General features: G+C 56.8%; 20 protein-coding genes and 2 pseudogenes. 9 read left to right on the top strand and 13 right to left on the bottom strand.

Annotation, left to right across the window (positions count from 1 at the left end):
* Window positions 1-17: 17 nt before the first annotated feature.
* The 10 genes and pseudogenes from tagH to tssA all read right to left on the bottom strand — a co-directional run.
* Window positions 18-809: pseudogene (gene tagH, locus AB4O09_RS01440) on the bottom strand (type VI secretion system-associated FHA domain protein TagH); the annotation flags it as partial.
* Between the two features lie 19 nt (window positions 810-828).
* Complete coding sequence (locus AB4O09_RS01435; RefSeq protein ID WP_080587873.1) at window positions 829-969, bottom strand: type VI secretion protein; 141 nt, start codon at window positions 967-969, stop codon at window positions 829-831.
* 56 nt (window positions 970-1025) lie between these two features.
* Complete coding sequence (locus AB4O09_RS01430) at window positions 1026-2543, bottom strand: sigma-54 interaction domain-containing protein (protein WP_027912828.1); 1518 nt, start codon at window positions 2541-2543, stop codon at window positions 1026-1028.
* Window positions 2544-2553: 10 nt separating this feature from the next.
* On the bottom strand, window positions 2554-5139 hold the full coding sequence (tssH, locus tag AB4O09_RS01425) for a type VI secretion system ATPase TssH (protein ID WP_038858865.1): 2586 nt from the start codon (window positions 5137-5139) through the stop codon (window positions 2554-2556).
* 11 nt (window positions 5140-5150) lie between these two features.
* Window positions 5151-6155 carry a type VI secretion system baseplate subunit TssG gene (gene tssG / locus AB4O09_RS01420; RefSeq protein WP_027912830.1) on the bottom strand — a complete coding sequence of 335 codons (1005 nt, stop codon included), beginning with the start codon at window positions 6153-6155 and terminating at the stop codon, window positions 5151-5153.
* On the bottom strand, window positions 6119-7906 hold the full coding sequence (gene tssF, locus AB4O09_RS01415) for a type VI secretion system baseplate subunit TssF (RefSeq protein WP_027912831.1): 1788 nt from the start codon (window positions 7904-7906) through the stop codon (window positions 6119-6121). The genes tssG and tssF overlap by 37 nt, the downstream gene beginning before the upstream one ends.
* Window positions 7907-7912: 6 nt before the next feature.
* On the bottom strand, window positions 7913-8323 hold the full coding sequence (gene tssE / locus AB4O09_RS01410; RefSeq protein ID WP_027912832.1) for a type VI secretion system baseplate subunit TssE: 411 nt from the start codon (window positions 8321-8323) through the stop codon (window positions 7913-7915).
* An 8-nt stretch (window positions 8324-8331) separates the two neighbouring features.
* Complete coding sequence (gene tssC / locus AB4O09_RS01405; RefSeq protein WP_414880732.1) at window positions 8332-9807, bottom strand: type VI secretion system contractile sheath large subunit; 1476 nt, start codon at window positions 9805-9807, stop codon at window positions 8332-8334.
* Window positions 9808-9832: 25 nt separating this feature from the next.
* On the bottom strand, window positions 9833-10336 hold the full coding sequence (tssB, locus tag AB4O09_RS01400) for a type VI secretion system contractile sheath small subunit (RefSeq protein ID WP_053163654.1): 504 nt from the start codon (window positions 10334-10336) through the stop codon (window positions 9833-9835).
* Between the two features lie 32 nt (window positions 10337-10368).
* Complete coding sequence (gene tssA, locus AB4O09_RS01395; RefSeq protein WP_414880733.1) at window positions 10369-11925, bottom strand: type VI secretion system protein TssA; 1557 nt, start codon at window positions 11923-11925, stop codon at window positions 10369-10371.
* 431 nt (window positions 11926-12356) lie between these two features.
* Here tssA and AB4O09_RS01390 point away from each other — a divergent pair, with 431 nt between their 5' ends.
* From AB4O09_RS01390 to AB4O09_RS01365, 6 genes are all read left to right on the top strand, one after another.
* Window positions 12357-14420 carry a type VI secretion system Vgr family protein gene (locus tag AB4O09_RS01390; RefSeq protein ID WP_460108403.1) on the top strand — a complete coding sequence of 688 codons (2064 nt, stop codon included), beginning with the start codon at window positions 12357-12359 and terminating at the stop codon, window positions 14418-14420.
* Window positions 14417-15271 carry a DUF4123 domain-containing protein gene (locus AB4O09_RS01385; protein WP_027912837.1) on the top strand — a complete coding sequence of 285 codons (855 nt, stop codon included), beginning with the start codon at window positions 14417-14419 and terminating at the stop codon, window positions 15269-15271. The genes AB4O09_RS01390 and AB4O09_RS01385 overlap by 4 nt, the downstream gene beginning before the upstream one ends.
* On the top strand, window positions 15268-16038 hold the full coding sequence (locus AB4O09_RS01380; protein WP_027912838.1) for a hypothetical protein: 771 nt from the start codon (window positions 15268-15270) through the stop codon (window positions 16036-16038). Before AB4O09_RS01385 ends, AB4O09_RS01380 begins: the two co-directional genes overlap by 4 nt.
* 32 nt (window positions 16039-16070) lie before the next feature.
* Complete coding sequence (locus tag AB4O09_RS01375; protein WP_460108401.1) at window positions 16071-16844, top strand: hypothetical protein; 774 nt, start codon at window positions 16071-16073, stop codon at window positions 16842-16844.
* Between the two features lie 12 nt (window positions 16845-16856).
* Window positions 16857-19040, top strand: a complete 2184-nt coding sequence (locus AB4O09_RS01370; RefSeq protein WP_460107885.1) for a lipase family protein — start codon at window positions 16857-16859, stop codon at window positions 19038-19040.
* 605 nt (window positions 19041-19645) lie between these two features.
* Window positions 19646-20005: a DUF6124 family protein gene (locus tag AB4O09_RS01365; RefSeq protein WP_043042233.1), complete on the top strand. Its 360-nt coding sequence runs from the start codon at window positions 19646-19648 to the stop codon at window positions 20003-20005.
* Here AB4O09_RS01365 and AB4O09_RS01360 read toward each other — a convergent pair.
* The 3 genes and pseudogenes from AB4O09_RS01360 to AB4O09_RS01350 all read right to left on the bottom strand — a co-directional run.
* A pseudogene (locus tag AB4O09_RS01360) lies at window positions 20002-20285 on the bottom strand (transposase domain-containing protein); the annotation flags it as partial. The gene AB4O09_RS01365 and the pseudogene AB4O09_RS01360 sit on opposite strands and share 4 nt — an antisense overlap.
* A 185-nt stretch (window positions 20286-20470) precedes the next feature.
* Window positions 20471-21091, bottom strand: a complete 621-nt coding sequence (locus AB4O09_RS01355) for a hypothetical protein (protein WP_460107882.1) — start codon at window positions 21089-21091, stop codon at window positions 20471-20473.
* Window positions 21092-21386: 295 nt separating this feature from the next.
* Window positions 21387-21773, bottom strand: a complete 387-nt coding sequence (locus AB4O09_RS01350; RefSeq protein WP_038858168.1) for a hypothetical protein — start codon at window positions 21771-21773, stop codon at window positions 21387-21389.
* Between the two features lie 254 nt (window positions 21774-22027).
* On the opposite strand from AB4O09_RS01350, the gene AB4O09_RS01345 reads away from it, so the two are divergent.
* The 3 genes from AB4O09_RS01345 to AB4O09_RS01335 all read left to right on the top strand — a co-directional run bounded on the left by AB4O09_RS01345 (window position 22028) and on the right by AB4O09_RS01335 (window position 24583).
* On the top strand, window positions 22028-22513 hold the full coding sequence (locus AB4O09_RS01345) for a hypothetical protein (RefSeq protein WP_043042235.1): 486 nt from the start codon (window positions 22028-22030) through the stop codon (window positions 22511-22513).
* Window positions 22514-22866: 353 nt separating this feature from the next.
* The gene (locus tag AB4O09_RS01340; protein WP_013694586.1) at window positions 22867-23433 is read left to right on the top strand and encodes a hypothetical protein; all 567 of its coding nucleotides are present in this window, start codon (window positions 22867-22869) and stop codon (window positions 23431-23433) included.
* A gap of 121 nt (window positions 23434-23554) precedes the next feature.
* Window positions 23555-24583, top strand: coding sequence for a hypothetical protein (locus AB4O09_RS01335; RefSeq protein ID WP_053163662.1), 1029 nt, complete (start codon window positions 23555-23557; stop codon window positions 24581-24583).
* Window positions 24584-24646: the final 63 nt, after the last annotated feature.

Here is a 24646-nt window from a genome sequence, read left to right as displayed (position 1 = left end):
CAAACCTGTTCTTCATAGGTCTGGGTCAGGCGCGGTTCGCCTTTCAACTCCGAGCGGGTGCGCAAGCTCTGCTGCAAACCATGGATGCTTTGCTTGAGCAGCAGCGCTGCATTGATCGCCAGGGTTTCGAGGGCCTCGCTATCCAGGCTTTCGAGATCCATGCCCAGGGCAATAGCGAAGCGCTCCAAAAAATTTTCGCGCGGGTGATCCATAGCGTTGGCGGGCGGGATGGGCGCAGGCCTTGGTTCAACGAGCTCTTCGACCAACTCCGGCACCAGCAGGCTTTCCATGTCGATACGCGCATAATCTGGGCGCCCAAGGGTGTCTGGTGGTACGGCAGTGGGATTTATCAGCTCATCGATGTCCAGCAAGACCCGCTCCTGTTGGTCCAGTGCTTTCAGCGGGTCGAGTTCCAGAAAGGCATCGTCCGGAATGAGACTGTCGACCGACGTTGAGCGACCGGCTTCGGCAACGCTGTTCGACGGCCCGATGACCAGCCGCGCCAGGACCTCGAATTCGCCCATGATGTAGGCGTCTCCGTCCTGTATCCGTACCGGCTCGCCCTTGCGTAGGCGTGCGCCGCTTTCGCGGTGGGTCGTACCGTTGCAACTGGTATCGGTCAGGAAAAACGAACCCTCACGGAAGCTGACATGCGCGTGACACTTGGACAGCAGGCGGTCGCGGTCGGGAATCATCCAGTGGCAACCCTCACCCCGACCAATCACTCCGCCAGCCGGCCCGAAGGTCTTGTGACACAGTCGTACAGGGACGAACTGGTTGGCGTTCAGCATTTCGAAAACAAGATCCATCTATTAAAGGTTCCTTGGGTCACTTACCGCGACTGACCGCTTGTGGATCACCCAGAGGGCGATAATCACTGTCGTTGAATTTGTAGTTGCCACTACAACCGCCGAGGACAAATGACACGAGAAGCGTCAGCAGGACGGCTCGCCAGGAAAAAACAGGCATCGAAATTTCTCCAGAAATGAAAAGGCCGGGCTGGAATGGCTACGAACAGGCAAGGATCAATCATTGAAATCACTACGCTGAACGTTCAGGCGCGTAAGGCGATAGACCAGCGTGCGTAGCGGCAAGCCAAGTTCACGGGCGGTACGCGCCTTGTTGCCCGAACTCTCGCGCAGCCCATCGATCAGCAGGCCACGTTCGATCTGCTCCATCCGTTCACGCAGGCTCACGCGGCCCCGTTCGGCTGGGGTCTGGATGTGTAGCGCAAAATGCTCGACAAGCAGTTCGCCGCCCTCGCACAAGAGCACGGCCCTTTCTACGATGCTCTTGAGTTCACGGACGTTTCCCGGGAAGTCATAGGCGGCCAGGTGATCGAGCGCTGCGTCTGACCAGCGCACCGGATCACGCTGCAGGAGTGTGCAAGCCTTGTCGGCAAAATGCCGCGCCAACTCAATGATGTCGCCGTCGCGCTGGCGCAACGCCGGTAGCGGAATTGGAAACTGCGCAAGGCGGTAATACAGGTCTTCGCGGAACTTGCCCTCCTCCATCAGTTGCTTCAGGTCGCGGTGGGTGGCGGCAATGATGCGCACGTCGACATGGTGAGTGACGTTGGACCCCAACGGCCGGATTTCGCCTTCTTGCAACACTCGCAACAACTTGGCCTGCAGGGATAACGGCATATCGCCGATTTCATCGAGCAACAGCGTGCCGCCGTTGGCCGCGTCGAACAGCCCGGCCCGGTCCCGGTCGGCACCGGTGAACGCCCCCTTGCGATAGCCGAAAAGCTCACTCTCCAGCAAGTTCTCGGGAACCGCTGCACAGTTCTGCACGATAAACGCCTTGGATCGGCGCGGGCCGTAATCATGGAGGACCCGGGCCACCACCTCCTTGCCGGTACCGGTCTCACCCCGCAGCAGGACGGTATAGGGGCAGTGCAGTACTTTACTGAGCAATGAGCAGGTCTTGCGCATGGCCATGCTCTTGCCAATCAGGCCGTAACTGACGGCGCTCGGCAGGCTTGTGGTATCAGGCTCTGACTCATCAACAGGACCGCGCAGGCGCTGTAACAGGTGCATCTGGCCAAGCGCGAAGGTCCCAAGATGTCCCAGGGACTCAGCGATCCCATGCAGGTCGAGGTGCTGATTGCTGGCGCATAGCAACAAGCCTCCGCTCTCATCCTGGGGATCGCCCAGGGGAACGCAAAGCAGCGACTGCCAGGGTGTGGCCCGCGGCGGCAGGAAACCGGTTTCGTGCACGCTGTCGCTTAACGCGTCGAGGCACACCACACGGTTCTGGCACAGGGAAAACTGCAACAATTGCTCAGCGTGGTAGTCGGAGGGCAGGCTTTGCGGGTCACGAAATTGCAACCGGCCTTCCAGGCACTCGGTGTTCATTTCCAGGCGGGTGCGAGTGGCATCGAGCAGGTACAACTGCACCAGTTCACAGCCACTGAGCCGCGCTACGCCCAGGATGAACGTCCCCACCAGCTCAGCGCCGTCCGCCAAGCGCGAAAGGTCGGAAAACTGCGCCAGAAGTGCTTCGGCATAGTCCAATGGTTGCGAGAGTTTCTTGAACATAGCGCCCACCTCAGGAGAACTCACACGCGAGTCTGGCGTCGCCGTTGAGCACGGCGTGTACATGCCGTAGCTGTTCGCCACCGGCCATGGCGACGAGCAACCGGTTGGCAACCAGCGGCATCAGGTGCAGGTCAAGCAGTTGGTCAATCAGTCGTGCGCCACGATCATTACGACTGCAACGCTCGACCAGGTGGTTCACAAGGTGCCCGCAATAACTGAAGCTCAATTGACGACGGTGCAGCCGCTCGCCCAGGCGGTCGAGTTTGACTTCCACCAGTTCACGTAACACCGGCCCGTTGACCGGGTAGTACGGCACCACGCACATACGCGCCAACAGCGCGGGTTTGAAATGTTGACTGAGTATTGGGCGAATGGACTCTTCAAGGCATTCGGCACTTGGTTTTGTGCCGTTTTCGCACAACTCGTTGATGCGTTCGCTGCCCAGGTTCGACGTCATCAGGATCAGCGTGTTGCGAAAATCAATTTCCCGCCCTTCTCCGTCGTTGGCCAAGCCCTTGTCGAAGATCTGGTAGAACAGATTCAACACATCCGGGTCGGCTTTTTCGACCTCATCGAGCAGTAGCACTGAATAGGGCTTTTGCCGCACGGCTTCGGTGAGCATGCCGCCTTCGCCAAACCCGACGTAGCCCGGCGGCGCGCCGATCAGCCGGGAAACCGTATGTTTTTCTTGGAATTCGGCCATGTTGAGCGTGGTGATAAAACGATCACCGCCATAGAGCAGGTCGGCCAGGGCATGCGCTGTCTCGGTCTTGCCGACGCCACTGGGCCCTACCAACAGAAACACGCCCACCGGAGCGTCGGGTTTGTTCAGGCCTGCGGCGGCGGCACGCATCGCACGATCAAGCGCCTGCACAGCCGACTCCTGACCACGAATACGAGCACGCAGGTCCGTCGCGAAACTGGCGACTTTCAAATTGTGCTCTCGCGCCAGTTGTGTCAGCGGCACACCGGTCCAGGCACTGATGACTTCGGCTACCAGTCGCGGGCAAACTTCGAAGCTGACCAGGCGCTCCTGGACTTGCGCAGCCACCAACGTGCCGTGTGTTTCATGCAACGCCGCTTCCAGTGTTTCGACACTGAGGGGGTGATCCACCGAGGCTTCCCGTGCCTTGGCCAATTGCTGGCGAAGCGACAACAGGCGTTCCGCAAGAATGCGTTGCTCGGTCCATTGGATTTCCAGCGTTCGGCACTCGTCTTCGATGGCCTCCAGGCGCACTTCCAGCGCTTCCAGCGCCTGAAGATCAATCGATAAGCCGGCCTGTGCATCACGACGCAGTGCTTGGCGCTGGCGCTCGCCTTCGGCCAACTCGCCGCGCAATCGCTCCAGGCTTTGCGGCGCAGCGGCCAGGCTGATGCGCACACGGGCGCAGGCAGTGTCCAGCACATCCACAGCCTTGTCTGGCAACTGACGACCAGCCAGGTAGCGAGCCGACAATTGCGCCGCCGCGACCACCGCATCATCACGCAGGTAAATGCCGTGGCTATTCTCGTAGACCCGAGCCAGTCCACGCAGGATGGTCACTGCCTCACTGACGGTCGGCTCGTGCAATTGCACCGGTTGGAAACGACGGGCCAGGGCCGGGTCTTTTTCAAAATATTTTTTGTACTCGGTCCAGGTGGTGGCCGCGATAGTACGCAGCTCACCCCGGGCCAAGGCCGGCTTGAGCAGGTTGGCCGCATCAGCGCTCCCGGCGTTGCCACCCGCGCCAATCAGGGTGTGAGCCTCATCGATGAACAGGATGATGGATTTTGGCGAAGTCTTGACCTCGTCGATCACCCCTTTGAGACGACGTTCGAATTCACCTTTTATGCTGGCGCCGGCCTGCAGGAGCCCCATATCCAGCGAAAGCAGCTCGACGCCTTCGAGCACGGAAGGTACTTCTCCGGCGGCGATGCGCAACGCCAGCCCCTCGACGATGGCGGTCTTGCCCACACCTGCTTCACCGACCACGATTGGATTGTTTTTGCGGCGACGAACAAGAATATCGATCATCTGCCTGATTTCACCGTCGCGACAAAGCACCGGATCGAGTTGACCCTCACGAGCCTGCCGGGTCAGGTCATGGGTAAAGCGCGCCAGTAGGGAATCGCCCGGCTTGGCGGAGTGATCGGCGACCGATTGAGTCTGTTGCGCCAAGGCGAAATCTTTCAACCGATCGACATTCAGTCGGGTGAGCAGCGCCTGGTAAGCACTCCCTGCATAGCGAAGCGGGTTGTGCAGCAACGCCAGGATCAACGCGGCTTGTCCGACCTGGCTGCAGCCCAGCTCGAGATTGGCCACCAGCAGTGCATCCTGCAACCATTGCACCAGCTCTGGGGCGAATACCGGATTGCGCGAAGCGCTGTGTCCCATCCGTGGTTGCAGCGCAGCGCTCAGTTCACCTGCGCTGACCTGGGCATCTTGCAAGGCTCGCGCGAGCAACCCCTGCGGACGTTCCAGCAAGCCCAGCATCAAGTCTTCCACCAGGACTTTGTCTGCGCCACGGGCGACGCATTGCTCGGCCGAGCGCTCCAGATCGCTTCTGGTTTCGGCGTCCAACGCCTGGATCAGTTGCTGAAGGTCTACGTTGATCATGTCATTCATTCCTAATGAATTTTGCTGCTGAGGGTCACCACGCCATCGGCGCGCTCGTGTCCCAACCAACTGGTCCATCCCAGGCGGCAGATGTTCTGTTCTCCGATGCACAGCTCACGAATGTCCTGCCGGCGCAGGACCAGGCGAATGTCATATTCGAGGGGATCACGCAGGGTGAAACGCACCAGCGAGCACAACGGCTGGTAACCGACGCCGATGGGCAGAAATTCGTGAAAACGCTGCCAGTCCAGTTCGCTGATATGGATCCGGAACTTGCCACTGCGGTCGCGCACCTGTTCACCCAGCACCAGGTCCTGGCTCAGCAGGCTATTGGCGCTCCCCAGGCGATTGCGTTGTTCGCCAAGGATGTCCACACGCCGCTCGATGCACTGCTCAAGATTCAGTTCGGCGTGCTTGAAGTAATAACGCAGCACGGCCTCGATCAGAGCTGCCGAATGAGCACGAAGACTCAGCAAGCCTAGATACGGCAGCAGACGCTTCCAGTTCAGTTGACTGGCCTTGCGAATGTCTTCGCCGCCCAGGCCGATCAGCGCAAACAACTGCTCGGAAAACGGGTCCCTGGCACCGCTCTGAAAACTTGCGCAGTAACGATACTTGCGCCAGATCGGCAGCATCAGTCGTTGAAGACGGTGGTGGAAGACGTCGAGGAAATCGCGCGTCGGATTGCCCTCCTCCTCCCCCAGGGCCTGCTCACCATAGAACGCCGGTAGCGGCGACCCTGCCCCTACCAGGCTGATCAGGTTCATGCCCAGGCGCGCTCGCACCTGGCCGTTTTCTTCGAAAAACTCCACACGATCGATGTCGCTGGCGGGGAACCCCAGGCTTGGGTTGGCCTGGAACTCCAGCCGGTCATACAGCGCCTCATCATCCAGGTCTGGGTGAGACTCGCGCAGCCGATCAACGACCAACAACACGGCCTGAAATAGCGAGTACTCGCGTATTCCTCGCGTCAGCCCGCTTATAGAAGCGGCTGCTGGCCCATGCGGGGTGTCCATTGATAGACCTCTCCTTGTGTGCTGTTCACCCGCAGTTCGTGGTACGAATTGAGGCTGGCATAAAGCGCGAAGAATTCGTTGAGCACCGAAGCGAAGACGAACAGGTCGCCCTCGCCGATGTAACCCTGGGGGTCGACGGTCAGTTCGGTGCGCAAGCCACGAACCGGCAAGCCTCGATGCAGGCGATCGACATGCTGGTGCCTGATCGACTTGAGCCCGTCCAGCAAACGCTTGCTGACCTTCTCTGTCTGCTCGTCGTGGTAGCGCGGAAAATCATAGGTTTCGAGAATCACCTTGAGCGCATTGACGTCCGCCAGCGACAGGTAGTTGAGTGACATGTTGCTGATCAGCTTCCAGAGGAAATCGCGATTGAGCGGGGGAGCGAAGCTCGAGGTGACCGGCCCGATATTGCGGAAACTCAGCGACTCGGGGCTTTTTTCGCCGGGCTGGTCGATGTCACCCGGCTTGAGCTGGCGCGGCAGGTTCTGGTTGGTGCACATCAACTCGATCGACAGGGTTTCATGAGGGTGATTGTGCCGGGCACCGAAGCCCAAGCAGGTGTCCAGGCCACCGTGCAGCAATGAAGGGCGCTGACGAACGCTGTAGTAGGGTCGGCTGTGGGGCACATCGAAGCTTGAATCGTGCTCAAAGGATTCGAACGGCACATAGGCCTGATAACCCAGGCCGCCGGGGTTCCAGCCAGTGACGCTTTCGACCGAGAACACACCGCAGTGCTCCTGGTCATAATCGGCGGGCAGCAACAGGTATTCATCCTGTTTGCTGTCCAGGCGGATTGGCTGGGCGTCATGCTTGAACAGATTGACGATCGGCGTGCAGTGAAGCTTTATGTTGTCCAGTGTCGGGCGCATCCGCTGGATACCGCTTTTGCCAATATCGAAGCGCAGTTCCAGGCCCCGCATCTGTTCGACGCTGCTGCGCGGAGCAGCGTTGATCACGTCCAGGCCATTGACGTCGACGAACAGGAACTTGTCCTGGAAGGCGAAGTATTCCTGCAGGTAGCGATAGCCGCGAAAGGTATTCAGTGGATACGGGATCAGCGCTTCCTCTTCGGCAAACCCTACCGGCTGGACACGATCGGCTGGGACCCTGAACATCATAGGGCTGCCATCTGCCGCCCGCAGGGCCTCGCCGGAACCGTCCAGCGGGATCAGCTCGATACCTTCAAGATTGCGCAACAGGCTGAGATAGAGCATCTGGCTGATGTAACGCTCGCCGGTCAAGTGCAGACGCAATTGGCTCAGTTGCAGTTCGCCCAAATGACCGTCGCAACACATCCCCAGGCGCAAGCTCAACAGCGACCCATCCCCTTTCACTGAATAACTCAGCCTGGTCAGATCAAGCGCCAGCACCTCGGTGGGGTAACATGTCAGGAAACGGCAACGCACCTGCTGCACAGGCTTGCTTTCGACCGGCGTATCACGTTCCACCCGCAGTGCGGGGCCGGACCGCTGCAGTGGATCGAACTGCAAGATGCTGAAGGCCGGCAACGGCCGCATGTAGTTCGGCCACAACAGCTGCATCAGCGAATGGCTCAGCTCCGGCAATTGGTCATCGAGCTTCTGGCGCAGCCGCCCGGTCAGGAATGCAAACCCCTCCAGCAACCGCTCCACATCCGGATCCCGTCCGGCCTGTCCCAGAAAGGGGGCCAACGCCGGGTTACGCTCGGAGAAACGTCGACCCAACTGGCGGAGCGCCGTCAGTTCGCTCTGGTAGTAATGATTGAACGACATGTATGGCTATCCTTGTCTGACCTTGACCTGACCGCTGCCGTCCAGGCACGCGGAAAAACTGACCTGTCGCCTGACTCCCTCCACATCCAGCAAAGCGTCGATGCTGAAGGACAGGCGAAGCGGATCGGCATGGCTTGGTATTGAAACGACACAGACATTCCTGAGGCGTGGCTCGTAGGCCTTGATAAACGCCTCGATCGCCTTGCGGGCCTGGCTCCCTGCGTCGTGCAGGCTCAAGCGCATGTCATTGAGATCCGGTAGCCCATAATCGGATAGCGTCTGCACGCTACCTGCCCGGGTGCTGAGCATCTTGGCCAGATGCGCAGCCACCGATGTCACGACACACACCTCACGGCTCAAACCCGCACGCTTTTCTGAATCACCGGCCAAGCGCTCGAAAAGGCTGCCATACATCATGAGCGCGCTTACGCCTTGTCCAGCTTGCCAACCAACGACAGCGTGAAATCGGCCCCCATGTACTTGAAGTGAGGCCGTACGTTCAGGCCTACGCGATACCAACCTGGCTCACCTTCAACGTCGCTGACAATGATCTTCGCTGCGCGCAGCGGACGGCGGCCACGAACTTCGGCGCTAGGATTCTCCTGGTCGGCCACGTATTGGCGAATCCAGTTGTTGAGTTCACGCTCCAGATCCGTGCGCTCCTTCCATGACCCCAATTGCTCGCGCTGCAGAACCTTCAAGTAGTGAGCTAGTCGATTGACGATCATCATGTAGGGCAACTGAGTGCCAAGCTTGTAGTTCAGCTCGGCATGCTTGTCCTCGGCGCCGTTACCAAAGAATTTCGGCTTCTGCACGGAACTGGCGGAGAAGAACGCGGCGTTGTCACTGCCTTTGCGCATGGTCAGGGAGATGAAGCCTTCCTCGGCCAATTCGTATTCGCGCCGGTCGGACACCAGCACTTCGGTCGGAATCTTGGTTTCGATCTCACCCATGCTTTCGAAGTGGTGCAACGGCAGGTCTTCAACCGCGCCGCCGCTTTGAGGACCAACGATATTCGGGCACCAGCGGAATTTGGCAAAGCTGTCGGTCAGCCGTGTACCGAATGCGTATGCCGTATTGCCCCACAGGTAGTGCTCGTGGCTGTTGGCAACGGTTTCCTTGTAGACGAATGATTTGACCGGGTTCTCTTGCGGATCATAAGGGTTGCGCAACAAGAAACGCGGTACGGTCAGACCAAAATAGCGAGCATCTTCCGATTGACGGAAACTCTGCCACTTGGCGAATTGCGGACCTTCGAAGTGGTCCTTCAGGTCCTTGAGGTCTGGCAGGCCAGTAAAGCTTTCCAGACCAAAGAATTTCGGACCGGCCGCGGCGATGAACGGCGCATGGGACATGCAGGCGACACTGGACACGTACTGCATCAACTTCACGTCCGGCGAGCTTGGCGACATGAAGTAGTTCGCGATGACCGCACCCACCGGCTGCCCACCGAACTGACCGTATTCAGCGGTGTAGATATGCTTGTACAGGCCTGACTGCATGACTTCTGGTGAATCCTCGAAGTCGTCCAGCAAATCGTCCTTGGAGACGTTGAGCATTTCTATCTTGATGTTTTCGCGGAAGTTGGTGCGGTCCACCAGCAACTGCAAACCGCGCCATGCCGATTCCAAGGCCTGGAATTGTGGGTGGTGAAGGATTTCGTCCACCTGGCGACCGAGCTTGGCGTCGATCTCGGCGATCATGCGATCGACCATGGCCTTCTTGACCGGCTCGCCGCTGTTTTGCGGCTTGAGCAACTCTTCGATGAACGCAGACACGCCTCGCCTGGCAATGTCGTAGGCGTCATCGTCCGGGGTCAGGCGAGTCTGGGCGATGATGCTCTCAAGAATGCTGTAATCAGCGTTGTCCTGGCTTTGCTGCTGTACGGCATGGGTACTCATGTTTCGGCTTCCTTGGCTGAAAGAATCAAGCGTTCTTCGCTGTGGTGTTCAGACCCAGCTCATCCAGTACGCGGCGGCGGGAATCGTCATTGCCGAGTACGCCTTCGATGGCCTTGCGGAACGCTGGCGCGTTACCCAACGGCCCTTTGAGCGCCACCAGGGCGTCGCGCAGCTCCATCAGTTTGCTGAGCTCCGGCACTTGCTCGACCAGGCTCGCCGGGTTGAAATCCTTCATCGAGTTCACACGCAGCTGTACAGCCAACTCTTCAGTTTCGCTTTCTTCCTGGAGACGGTTTGGTACGCTCAATGTCAGGTTCAGCTCTTGCTTGGCCAACACCTCGTCGAAGGTCATCTTGTCGATGCCAATCGGCTTGCGATCCTCGATCTTGCGTTCATCCCCGCGGTGGGTGTAATCACCGATCGCCAATAGTTTCAACGGCAGCTCAATTTCTTCCTGGGCACCGCCGGTGGCAGGTTTGAAGGTGACGTTGATGCGTTCCTTAGGGGCGATCGAGCCTTCTTTGGCCATGACTTTCTCCTTACAATTTTGGACCCGGAGGCCTATTCAATGACCCGTTCCAGGTCGAGGTGACACAACCTGCGATAGGTCTCTTCCTTGCACTCGCGTATGACGTGGTTCTGAGGCAATAACTCGCAGCAGCTATGCAGCAAATGCAGTACCTGTAGCTCCAGGGTGGGCTCCCAGGTATTCAGGCCGGCGTGTTGCAGTGTCTGGTCGAGGACCTCCAGCTGGACTTTGGCGAGTTCGTATTTCCTCGCCGAGAAGCACAAGCGAGCCATCGCGAACCGCCAGAGGAAACACTCGCGTGCCCCAAGAGCGTTTTGCATGCCTTGCCTGAGTAACTGGACGGCGGGTTTGAGGCCATCCCTGGACAGGATCGACTGGGCCTCTTCCAGCGTCAGTTCCCAAGGCGCATCGTTGTGATTGATATCGATTTCGGGAGCGGCGCCGGGGTTTTGCAGGTGAGGCATGACCTGGGACGCGATCCACGCCCGCGTGGCGGGATCGGCGAACGGCGAACCGTCATGCCAACGCAATTCGATAACGCCCGGCAGGCGCTGGATGAATAGCGCGAAATGGACCTCCACTTCACCCATGGCCAACTCGGCGTTCAACCCTTGCAGGCACTCCCAGGCAAGCCGCTGGCCATCGAGCCAGAACGGAGCCTTCGCCAGGCTGGCCTCGATCTCCACCAGTAGGTTCGCGTAATCGCCTTGGTGGAGACTGTCCTGATAAGCCTTGAGTTTGTCCGCCGGCACCCCACGCAACTGGGTGATCTGCTCGGCGTTGCGCTCGGGCATGGTGTCAATGGTCAGCCAGGTCAAAGTACGGTTCAGGCGCAGGGCCCGAACGTCGGTTGCTTTTTGTTTGAGCCACCAGATGCATAACGGCCCTGCGCTTTCCTGCTGGGCGCGCAGGGCCTTATGGGCTTCTTTTTCGTTTTCGATCGGAGCGTCGGGCGTGAGCAGTTGGGTAGCAACTTGCTTCACCTGAGCCACTACCGTCTCAATGGCACCCGCCTGCGGCAGGTTGTCTGTGGCACGCTGGATCATCGTGTTGAGGCGCCGACACAACGGGAGCAGCAAAGGCGCGTCATCACCCAAGTGGGCGGTGCAAGCGGTATCGAGTCCTTCAAGTTGCTCTGTCAGATGGCGGAAAAGCGGTACCTGCTCCTTGATCGCAACGTCATCGCCCAACGCCTGTTCCAGGCGAGGCAGCAACCAACTGATGGCGGCGGCACGGGTTCGATTTTTGGCCGGATGAATGTCAGGCCAATGGTCTTTACACAAGTGGTGCAAAAGGCAGAGACCTGCCAGCAACCCGTGGAAAGACTCACGCTGATACAGCGCCCAAACCAGCCAGGCCGCCACCCGCAAGTCCTTCGACTGGGTACGCAACAGCGCTTCACTTCCTTCACGGATCTTCAGCCAGTCTACCTGGCCGCTTTCGTGCATCGACTGGGCTTTGCCCAGCTCGCCTTCCAACGTCTCGTATTCATTCGAAAAACGCACGTCTGCACCCGCAAAACCCTCTTTGGAGATGGGCGTTTTGGCGAGAGCCAGATAATGGGCGGACAGTTTTCCGGAATACGACATTCACGACCCTGCTAAGAAAATTCAGTTTGTGACATGGGCAGTTTTGGCGGCATGGTTATTCAAGGTAAATATTCGGCTTTGCTTGTAGGAAGTTTCACCAAATACAATTCGGCACACTCCAGAACTCAGACCATCCCCAACCAGTGGAACGCAGCGAAGAATGCCAAAATTTTAATAATAAAAAAGTAGGACCTTTCCTTTTTTCAAAAAATTTACCCCTTCCGAAACTCCCAATGCAGATTCCTTCCTGTCAAGGTCGGACCACGATCGAGCCAACTAAAAATCACTTCAAATCATTTCATTCTCAGTTCCTACTTGCTGCAAAGAGAACTCTTACATCCTTTTCTTTTTTTACGGGTCTCTGCGCGCGCGCCCCCTCAAGACTGCTTCAATGTGATCAGGAGTCAGCGCCAACGCCCAAGGAGCCGCGAATGTTCCACACCCCTGATTTGCGCAACTTTCATCTCATAATTCCTGACATCGAACATGACCTCCAAGTGATGGCCTTCGAGGGCTGCGAAGCCATCAGCATGCCTTATTCGTTCGATATCGAGCTCGTCAGCGAACAAAGCGATATGGATTTGGAATACTTGTTAAACCAGCAGGCATTTCTTGCATTCAACAAACAGGGAAGCGGTGTTCACGGGCTGATTTATCGTGTTGTACAAGGCGACACTGGCAAACGCTTGACGCATTACAAGATAAGACTGGTTCCACGATTGGCTTACTTGGAACACCGCACCAACCAGCGCATTTTTCAACACGTCAGCGTCCCACAGATCATTACATCGGTCCTCAAGGAGCAAGGTATTCTCACTGACGCCCATTGCTTCCAGTTGAGTGCAAGTTATTCGCCTCGTGACTACTGCGTGCAGTATCGCGAATCCGACTTGCACTTCATCGAGCGCCTGTGTCACGAAGAAGGCCTGCATTATCACTTCCAGCACAGTGAGTCGGGCCATCACCTGGTATTTGGTGATGACCAGAGCGTATTTCCCCGGCTTGAGCACCGCACTGCTTATAAACACGGCAGCGGCATGGTTGACGACGAGCCGGTTATCCATCGATTTGGCCTGCGACTGGAGACCCGGACCAGCCGCGTCACACGCCGTGATTACGATTTCAAGAAGTCGACATTCCTACTGGAGAGCAGCTGTCAGCCCGGCGTCGAAAAGATCCAACCAGACTTGGAGGCCTATGATTATCCAGGCGACTTTACCCAGGAAAAACGCGGCAGGTTATTGAGCCGGCGAGCCCTGGAACGTCATCGTGTCGACTACCGCCAGGCCGAAGGAAAGAGTGATCAGCCGGCACTGACGACGGGACACTTCCTGGCATTGAGTGGGCACCCTCGCCAGGAATGGAATGATCTATGGCTCCTGACCGAAGTGCATCACGAAGGCAAACAGCCGCAGGTGCTGGAGGAAATCACTCCCAGCGACACTGGCAGGGCTGAAGACCACTTCAATCAGGGCTATCGCAATCACTTCGTTGCCACGCCTTGGGATGCGATCTTTCGTTCGCAACGGGTTTACCAAAAGCCACGTGTATGGGGCAGCCAGACGGCAATCGTCACGGGGCCCAAGGGTGAAGAGATCCACTGCGACCCGTATGGCCGGGTCAAGGTCAGGTTTTTCTGGGATCGGGCGGGGCACCTCGACGACGGCAGCAGCTGTTGGTTGCGAGTCGCCTCCAATTGGGCGGGCAACAGCTACGGGAGCGTCACGATCCCGCGGGTGGGCATGGAGGTGTTGGTGACCTTCATGGAAGGCGATCCCGACAAGCCCCTGATCAGCGGATGCCTGACCAACAGCGCCAACGCTCGGCCCTACCCGCTGCCCGCGCACAAGACCCGCACCGTGTTTCGTTCTTGCAGCTCGCCGGGCAACAACGGCTTCAACGAGCTGCACCTGGAAGACCGCGCCGGTCAGGAGCTGATCTATCTGCGGGCCCAGCGTGACATGGAACAGAAGATCGAAAACGACAGCCGACTGGAGATTGGCAACGAGCGGCGGGAGACCATCAGGGGCAACAGCATCACCGTCCTGCACGCCGAGGAACATCGGACCACCGCCGCCGACCGTACCGTCCAGGTCGAAGGTGATGACTACCTGCGCGTCGCCAACCGCCACACCCGTGTCGATCAGACACTGGCCGTCGAGGCCGGGCAGCAAATACAGATCAAGGCTGGCGCTCATGTGGTCCTTGAAGCAGGTGCATCTCTCAGTTTGAAAGCCGGGGGCCAGCACATCCTGATCAACCACAGCGGTATCTACAGCAGCAGTGAAATCCAGCTCGGCGGCGCCCCCATGGCCAGCGCTACCGCCTCATCATTCACGCCTGGCTTGACGGATCCCTTGGCGGCTCCAGCCCCCGTGCTCGCCCCCACTCAACGCGCGCTGATAACGGCCAGCAAAGCAGCGGGATTGGACTTTTGTCCGATCTGCGAGGCCTGCCGCGAGGGTCTCTGCCCAATGGAAGTCGCCGCCGCATGACTCGCTCACTCCCCCATCAATGGTTGATCGAACAGCAACGCCTCGGCCACACCCTGTGTGTCGTCCTGGACTCAGAACATGAGCACCACACGCGCCAGGCATTGCTCAAGAACAGTCGTCCCGACCAATACCTGAGCGTGTACGGCCAAACGCTGGTTGCTGACCTCGCTGACGTGGGGCCCTTTGTCTTCAGCTTCGATCGGCCCGGCGACGAACACATCAATGAATTGCTTAACCGGCCGGACAGCCACTGGGGATGGCTTGCCAGCCTTCCCAAAGGGGGCCTGCCAACGCTGGTGGAGCACTGGCGTGAACGACTGATCATCGGAGAACACCCCCATCAGGCGCTGTACCGCTTCCATGACAACCGTGTCCTGGCCCGGGCGCTCAAGCACCTGCCCGTTGAAGCCTATCCGGCCTATCTCGGGCCAGCGATCAGTGCCTGCTATTGGCAGGGCACTTGTTGGGCAAGCACCTATAACCCGGCCCCTGGGACATACCCAGTATCCGACTCGCCTCTTTGGCTGCAGGTGCCCGTTACCCCGCAGCAAGCGATGCAGACTCGGCTCCTCAATGCCCGCCGCTTCCTGTTGGCCGAGCATGTCCAGGCCTTCGCCGCACTGGCCGAGCAACAGGACCCGGAGGCGTGGTTGCGTGCCACGCTTGATCAGGCCGAGATATGGCACTGGCAGGCGCCTGAGCAGGTGGAGTTTTTACTGACCCAGCACCTGCAAGCACCCGCCCAGGCGCTGGCGCCGTACTGGCAAGTACGTTCAGCTGAAAGCCCCGACGAGCATTTTGAACGGGTGCGCCTGATGGCAGCGTTCTGGCAGGGAGATGCGCCGCCATGAAACAGGCTTTGCGCATTGCAAGTTTGAGCGGCCTGGCGATAACGGCAGGTTGTGCCAACACACAGCCGAACACGTTTACTTTTACGGCAGATTTGCCGCCTGACTTTGCCTACCAAGCGGCGGTGTACTACGTACCCGCCCCAGGCGAAACCTGCACCGTCGAGACCCGGTATAACAAAGCGCCGGTGTTCAATAGGGAGTGGCGTAAGGCATACAACCCCCATTCCGAAATCGTTATTCGCCGAACCCGTATGGGTTGCCCATTGGTGATCAGCCGCATTGAGCTCGAAATCAATTCCGCCTATGGCAAGGACTGGAGCGATATCAGTCAAGATTCAGCCAACGTAGTGATTCGCGATGAGCTGGAAGCTCAATACAAAGGCACGTTCAGCGAAGCGGGTGAAAGTACCTTCTACGGCCAATGCCAATGGTTATTCCGTACTTCAGGCAAGCCTCGCATTCTCAGAAAAATCCTCGACTGCAAAAAAACCAACCCACAGGGCGAGCTTGGACGTGGACGTCCTTTCTCGGCGTACACCCTCGATCAGCTACCGGGTAAGACCGTGAGGATGAAGATCAAGTTGGCGAACGAAGAAAGACCCGCCATTGGAGACACTTGGGTGAAAGTACCTAACGGTTGGAAACGCTGTATGGGGGAAAACTTTGAAGATCAAGATGCGTATTGCTTCGGTAACTACAAGGACTTCAGCGGTTTCCAGATGCCGGACGGACAGAAATGCACCATTTACCCCGGCTGTACGGAATAAGGCCCTATCCCGTGACGACGCCCTACTCAAAAATACATGCTCTATTGCGTAACGCAGGCTTGGGTTGCTCCATCGCGTTAATCGTTGGTTGCGCCAACAAACAAGCGAACACTTTTGTCTTTACCGCTGATTTGCCGCCTGACTTTGCCTACCAGGCCGTTGCGGTGTACGTGCCCGCCAAAGGGCAGACCTGCACCGTACCGGGCGGCAGAAATACAGAGGTCGGGTACAACCTGGAATGGCGCAAAAGTTACCAGCCGATCTCAGAAATAGACCTGTACAGAACCGTCAGCGGCTGCCCGTTGGTGATCTATCGCATCAAGCTGGAAATCAACTCGGCGTATGGAAACGACTGGGGAGATATAAGCGGTGAGTCCGCGGTCGTTGCCATACGCGATGAGTTGGAGCCGCGGTACAAGGGCGCTTTCAATGAATTGGATGAAAGTGTCTTTTATGGTCAGTGCCAGTGGTTGTTCCGTACGGCTGGGTCCAAACGACGCATCGTAAAAATCCTCGACTGCAAAAAAACCAACCCACAGGGCGAGCTTGGGCGTGGGCGTCCTTTCTCGGCGTACACCCTGGATCAGCTGCCGGGTCAGACCGTAAGGATGAAGATCAAGTTGGCGGACGAGGAAAGACCCGCCATTGGAGACACTTGGGTGAAGGTGACTAACGGTTGGAAGCGCTGCATGGGCAAACACTTTGAGGACCCATACGCATTTTGTTATGGCAATTATCAGGACTTCAGCGGTTTTCAAATGCCGGACGGACAGAAATGCACTATTTACCCCGGTTGTACGGAATAAGGAGATCCGCGTATGACGTCATTGCAAAAAGAATTGGAGTCACGGCTGAGCCATCGCAATCTGACCTGCCCTGTGGGGGGAAAGTGGACCAGTTTTCAGCTCGTCGATGAGTTTGGCTCTGGTGAGCCTTATGCAGGGCTGGCTTATGTCGCTACCGATTCAGAAAGACAAAAATACCCTGGCAACCTGGATGTCATGGGTGTTGGCAAGGTTACCAATCACCATGCGGGACCGATTGCCCTGCTTTTTGCTCAGAAGTATCAGGGGTTTGAAGATATCTACTCATTTCTACAAACAAGACCCCACTACCCACTCCAAATCACCGAACTACAAGTCCGCGCCGAGCAAACCCGCTACCTAAACACAAACGCCACACGCACCCGGGACAATCCCGCACAAGCCTGCGCAGACGATTTCTTCCAAGTGGAAGTACGGCACCTGGTCAAGCACGTCGCGCATTTGCCGCCCGAGGTGTACCGCCATTACCCGCTCCCGGCTGGGCCGGCACGGTTGATGGGCGAACATGGCAAACTCGGTGTTGCCCTGATGCCGCAAAAACACACGGTGCTGGAAGTTCGCCCGTTACGCGCCTTGCGACCCATGCTGTCCACCGCCCCCGAATTCTGTGCGCTCAACTTGTATCAATTGGCGCTCATGTCGACCTTGACCTATTGCCCCTTCGGCCAGACACCTGACAAGGCCCCAATAAAAACGCCGCTGAACTTCTCCGAGCAACCAAGCGTGGGCAACTGGTTCGCGGATGCATTGGCCAAGTTCGAAGAGCTCGGGGAGTTCTATCCGGAACAACCAAAACCCTACTACCCGCTGTATGAAGACGTGCCCTACTCCAAACGCCTGGAGATCGTGCCGTTTGACCCCTTTCTTTACACCGTCAATGATCCGGAATTGGGTGAAGATCAGGAACACCCCGCCAAAGTCCATTTCCTCGATGACAGCAAAACCGGGGCGCAAGCCACGGATACCCAGGCCTACATCACCCACAATGACGAGCTGGTCCTGATCGCAGTACGTGGCACCCAGCAAACCGCCGACTTCCTGCGCGACGCCGATGCGCTTCAGGTGCCGTTTGAAGAAGGTGTCGGCCGGGTGCATCGAGGGTTCTATGGCGCCGCAAAAAAAACCGCGGCCTTCGTGACGAGTTATCTGGACAGGTTTCATGCGGGGCAAAAATTGCTGATTTGCGGTCACAGCCTGGGAGGAGCCGTGGCATTGTTGCTCTCGGAGATACTGCGGCGCAGAGCGGGCTTCGACTACACCATCCAACTCTACACCTACGGCGCACCCCGCGCCGCCGATGCCACTTTCACAAAAAACGCCGAAGCCCTGGTGCACTACCGAATGGTCAACCACAACGACCCGATACCCAGCGTGCCCGGCAGTTGGATGAATACCAAGAGCGGTGTTTATGGCACAGGGTTGGCCCTTACGTTCGCCAACGTACCGGTCGGCCTTTCCGTGTTCGTGGCGGGCATCACTAACTTGACGGGCGAGCCCTACGAACACCACGGCATCTTGCGGCACTTCCTGCCGGTGGAGTTCGATCGCAAGGAGCGCTCGTCGATCCTGTGGATGCCCCATTGCGACACCATCACTCAACACGCCGCCTGCGAGGTGGCTCTCGAGCATAGATATGGCCTGCCGGACCGCCCGGCCTTACTGGCTCAACTCATCCAGACCGGTGATCACTTCATGGTCCCCAGCTACATTCCCGCTTGCTGGGCGACTTTGCGGCGCTGGCAGGAAGCGCAGATCGACGGAAGCACGCTGGCGACAAAACGCGAATATGAGTGGATCGATCATGCTCTGACGCGGATTACCCAACAGTTGCGCGATGAAGAACGCTACCTGGCGGGACGGGGCGCGCCCAATGGGCGTAGCGAAAGCTCCATCAACATTGCGCTCATCCGTGAGGTCGACAAGATGCACAACACACGTGCGCGCCTGGCCACGCTGCGCACCGCGTCGGTCAGTGAAAAAGACGTTTACGGAAGCTTGGCGGAACAACCCGAGCAACTGGCACACAACCTGGCCCGTTGGCAGGCACACCCGGAGAACAGGGTGGCTGAGCAACTGGCGATGGCGCCGGCCATGGATGACGATAGTGAGTTGATCCGTGGTGCTCATGGGTATGCCATTGGTAAGCCCTACACGCTGGATCTTGATTCCATCATCTGATCGACGCGCCATTCTCCACGCCTTCAGGTCAGGTATGTAACGTGCTGCCGCCATCGCGAGCAGGCTCGCTCCCACAGGGGATTGGCGGTGTGCGCTCATTCTGTGTTCACCTCGGGATGGTCAACGACGCTCAACCTGTGGCGAGGGAGCTTGCTCCCGCTGGGCTGCGCCGCAGCCCCAAAAATGCCGGCGCATTCCTACAGAAAAACCGTTGCGCCACCGAGCGAGAGCACGCCTTCTCGTCCCGAATCCTGGGCACTACGGAGCCTTGTTTATTCTCCCTCCGCCACGCTTCCGCCAGGCTACGAATCCTTGCGCCATTGCCTACAACTACGCCAGAATCCGCCCGCTTGTGCGCCTTGCTCATGGGTTTTATCGTTTCCCTGCCACTGCCCATCAGTGGTCGGGTTTAGTAGCCCGGTAATGACAACGGTGCATGAGTCTCATCAGTCAGGCATAGCCTGCACTTGATGGCGGCTGTGCGCATGGCGCCTTCGGGCGCGCCGGGTTTCCGTTGTCCTTTACCGGTCTACTAACTTGCGCACAGCTGCCACCCCTTCGTTTAGTAGCGAGATGGTCGCGGCCTACTAACAAAGGACGTAAGAATGTTCAAGATAACTCCGAACCCTCCAGAAACTGACTCAACGTCTACCCATTCCGGTCGTAAAAACAAAAAGCACGACGAAACCACCAAACGCGTCTTGGATCACTACCTGCTACCCAAACCGGAAAAGTCCGAAGATGCATACAAACCGGACCAGCTCTTCACCGTGGCAAAAAACGCCGACACCGAATGCCTGCTCGCCAACCTCAGCGAAAACCTAGCATCCGCCGACGCGATGATCAGCAATCTGGCCTTCGACCTGGAAGGCCCTCGCCGCCACATCGCCCTCGGCATCCAGCAACTGATCGAACTGAGTTCAATGCTGGCGAACCGAGTGCTGGATAACGTCGATCCACGCTAACCGCTACACCACCCAGCTGTGGCGAGGGAGCAAGCTCCCTCGCCACAGACCGCGTACACGTGTGCTGCCGCCTTGGCGAGCAGGCGCGTGAGCACGTCCTTCAAGTAAGCATACGGATCATGACTATTCAGCCGTGCAGACTGGATCAAACTCATGATCGCCGCCGCTCGTTTGCCGCTGCGTAGCGACCCTGTGAAGAGCCAGTTCTTGCGACCCAACGCCAGGGTCGGATCTGGTTCTCGCACCAATTATTGTCAATGGGTAGCGCTGTGCTGTCGACTTGGGGACATCAGACACTTGAGCGGATGCTAAAAGCCCTGTACTTGCTGTCTCAGGGTGTGCCTCTTCGAGGGCGGCTGTCGCGAGCCGAACCGCCGAGGCGTCTCGGCCCTTCGGGCATTCATCCTTCACACCTACGGGCTTCGGCCTGCGCGCACCGCTTGCGAGGGAACGCACCACTCCTCGTTAATCTGTAACCTGCGGGCAAGGGTTAAAAACCTCTGTTACGTCGAGTGTTGTATGCCACGGGATGGCAGTGCCTGACACCATTCCGCCTACGGTTTGCTGTCGACCCGACTTGCGCACATATCCGCCATCCGTTCCAGTGAAGACGTGCTGCCCTGGCTTCGTCAGATAATCAAAGAAACTGACTTTCACAGGCACATTCATTTGTCCACCTGGCGTAATGACGGCGAGCATGATCGCTCGGTCGTTGGTGAATACAACGAACGGTTCGACTCCAGTGCGACCACCAACTGTCTTCACGCACTGCACTTGTTCTGGGAGGATGCGTGCGGTTTCAGTGTAGGTGTGGTTGTTGTAGAGGCTGAGGATCAGGCCTTTGCTGGTCAACACTCCCAGGCCTTGAGTGGCTCTGCAGCTGCCTTCGCTTCCATATGGGAACAAGCACCAGTTCGTTTCCGACACGGCTTGAATATCCGATGGTGCAATTTTCAGATCGCGCTGGATTTGGGCTTTTGATTCCGGCGTGTCGTAAGGGATCATCACGCATCCCCCGACTGTCACTGCTGCGATGAGGCCTATGGCCGCAGCAACGTTTTGGATTGATGATTTGAAGGTGTTCATTGTTCGCTCTCCTTGCTGTATTGCCACCACTGGAAGGCTGTGGTGATTTTGGTAGCGAACCTTACGGCATGGGCAGCAAGCAGTCATCCTCGTGCTGATAGCTGGATCGGTAGATGACTTGACTGGACGCTTGCCTTGGGCCGTTAGCAGCCATTTACCAACAGCTGCTTTCGACCCAAAGCTGACGGTGGCGACAGGCAGAGATCGGCCAAAAGCAGCTCCTCAATTCAGGGGCGTTTTCGTCCGAAAAAACACCATTCGGAAATGTCTGAAAGAGGACGCGCAGGCACCTACCTCAAGGACGATGCAGCCCTGTCGCATCCCGCCAGTACAAGGTTTGTTCGAACTGAAAGCTAATAAGAAAGAAAGCCGAACACGACTGAGATATGGACTGAGCGATTTTATCCAGATCTTCCATAGCCGACTCCCCCTCTGGTTCGGGCCCTTTAATTCTGATGGTGCAACGCACAGCGACAGGGAAGTCGATACCCATTGTATTCTCAGCATAAATCGTAGCGTCATCGAGTACGTCATTGGTACTCAATTTAAGTCCCGAGGTAAATTCAGCGTATAGCCCATTTCCTGCGACCTCTATTTCCCAAGCACCGGCATTCGCAACTGCCTTGCTCAGCGTCGAAATTGTGAGCGTACTATCAGCTTCCAAGCACAGATCAAGACTCATGAATCCTCCCTTTTCCTTGGCTGCACACTTGCACCAAAATTTTTGAGTGCAATCTTCGCGACAGTGTATTTGGCTAGGGGTTTGAATGTCTGCTTTTGGCCGTTAGCGGTCAGATTGTTTGCCCAACCGGATGACTTCCTCTGGTCGACACCATCACCCAACACGCCGCCTGCGAGGTGGCCCTTGAGCATAAATATGGCCTGCCGGACCGCCCTGCCTTACTAGCCCAACTCATTCAGACCGGTGATCACTTCATGGTCCCCAGCTACATTCCCGCTTGCTGGGCGACCTTGCGTCGCTGGCAGGAAGCGCAAATCGACGGAAGCCCGCTGGCGACAAAACGCGAATATGAGTGGATCGATCATGCACTGACGCGGATTACTCAACAGTTGCGCGCTGAAGAACGCTACCTGGCGGGACGGGGCGCGCCCAATGGGCGTAGTGAGAGCTCCATCAACATCGCGCTCATCCGTGAGGTCGACAAGATGCACAACACCCGCGCTCGCCTGGCCACGCTGCGCACCGTGTCGGTGAGCGAAAAAGACGTCTATGGGAGCTTGGCGGAACAACCCGAGCAACTGGCACACAACCTGGCCCGCTGGCAGGCACACCCGGAGAACAGGGTGGCTGAGCAACTGGCGATGGCGCCGGCCATGGATGACGATAGTGAGTTGATCCGTGGTGCTCATGGGTATGCCATTGGTAAACCCTACACGCTGGATCTTGATTCCATCATCTGATCGGCAGTTGCTCCGCCGAGCGCGAGCAAGCTTCCTTGTCATGGACTGCGTACGCCTTCAGGCCGGGGATGTACGTGCTGCCGCCTTCGCGAGCAAGCTCGCTCCCACAGAGGTTGGCGGTGGGTGTCCATTCTGTGCTCTCCTCGGGATGGTTAGCGATTGGTCTTTTGCGCTGGGTGGCTTCGTACAGACCTGCGTGCCTGGGGATAGGGCATGTCCCAAACGCGTGAGATTCGCCAGCGCACAAAAAGAACCATATAAAATAATCTGAACCACTGTTGACGATTTGGTTTCTTTAGGCAAGCATGGTTTCGCCTCCTCGACTTCCGAGGAGCGTTACCGGAGTCATTCCCATGACTGATGCTGAAAAGGCCGAAACGGTCTCCTACACGCTGCGCAATTTGAGCAGCAGCTTGGACAAGACCATCGCCGCCGTCGCCAATACGCTTGGCAAATCGAAAAACACCTTGATCCTGGAGACCTTGGAGCGGGAGTTTTACAACTACATCTCCACCTATGCCCGGTCGAATTTGCTGGTTTCGGCGATGGATGCCGAGCTGGCAAAAAAATTCGGAATCGAGATTCTTTCGGAGTGGTATGAAAGCGAGCACACCATCCAGTACGACCGCTACCTCAGCACCAAACTGAAGCTGGATAGCATCGATAAAGTGGATGCCGTATTTAAAGGGAACCTCCCATTGCTTGAACTGCGCGCCCAGCAGCTTGTAAATAAGGGTTACATGCGACTGCCACGGGGCATCTCCTTGACGTTTGCCCTGTTCATTGAGATCGCCAAGCAAAAGGACGAGGCTCTGATTCACGAGATTCGCAAAGGGCTGTTCGGAATCTCCAAGGACTTCTACGAGTCCTTGAACGAAATTCGTGCAGCCCTCTCGCTTCCTGCTATCAAGCCTGAATAGCCAGTGCCGGGACTACACCTAGGGACAGGATAAGTATTTGGTTTCAAGAAGATATTTATCCTCCACTTCATTCACCCTGCTGATTTCGTTCACCTAATGGATGAACAAGGAAATATGACGCATGCTACTCAATCACCTTAGTGAAATTACTGACAGCCAACACTACCTTGTAAAAACAAGCATTCATTACGACGAATACCTGCACTCGCTAAATAAAATCCTTAACGCTCTTCAGGCTAAAATAGGCGAGAAAAAAACCAACCGCCTCATCCGAGAAAAGTTGCAAGTTCGCGCAGGAGTATTTAACGAGAGTCAATATATACAGGCTGCTTGCGAGCTAACAGCCATGAGTGAGTTTATCGATTATCCAGATACGGCATTCGTCTACGAAGATAAAGTCACGCCGCCTAAAGACGTTGATTTCAGTGTAACTGTCAAAGGGAAAAAATATAATCTCGAAGTAAAATGCGCCTCTTACAAAGACGAAATACGCCCCGCTGACGAAGTGACTCTTACCTTTTCAAACAGAATGCCCGACAGCGCAATCCGCGAGCAGGCGCTTAGAGAAACGCGTGAGCGCTTGATGCCGCAGGGCATTACTGTTAAAGAAGGAAAAAATCTAGATAACGTGATGAAGGATTTTCTTGAGTCCACCCAAGAAAAAGTCAAACATCGCAGAACCGAAGACACCAATATATTAATTGTCTGCTGTCACGGCGAAATTGACATGCAACTGTGGCGAGGATACCTATTTGGGGAAGGTGGATTTTTTACTGAAGACAGTCCAATCGGACATGAACGGTTCGATCAAGTAGATTTCGTCCTGCTCACCAACATTTACAACAGACATTTCCAGTACTTCAATGATCCGAGGGTATCAAATCATTGGAGTCTCTCTGCTTCATTCAACCTACTGTACCCAAACAGATACTCAAAAAAAAGCATGTCCACAACGCCTGAAGGCGGGAAAAGAATTTTAGCTGAGTTAAATACAGTATTCCCCAACCACAACATAAAATTTGAAGACTACTTAAAAAACAAAAAAGATGTTCCTTCCGGAGAAAAAGAAGCGATGAAGAACATCCTCGGCGTTGCTTGGTACGCCGACAAATTCAAGACCCACAGTGTTTTTTATTTTCGACAGAGCTGAATCACGTGGCCTTACTGACCAAGATATTATCATTAACAAGCAAAACCACTTGAGCACCTATAA

The sequence above is a fragment of the Pseudomonas sp. H1_F01 genome, from assembly GCF_054681425.1.
The sequence above is the reverse complement of the archived record's forward strand: the minus strand, read 5'-3'. Positions and strand labels throughout refer to the sequence as shown.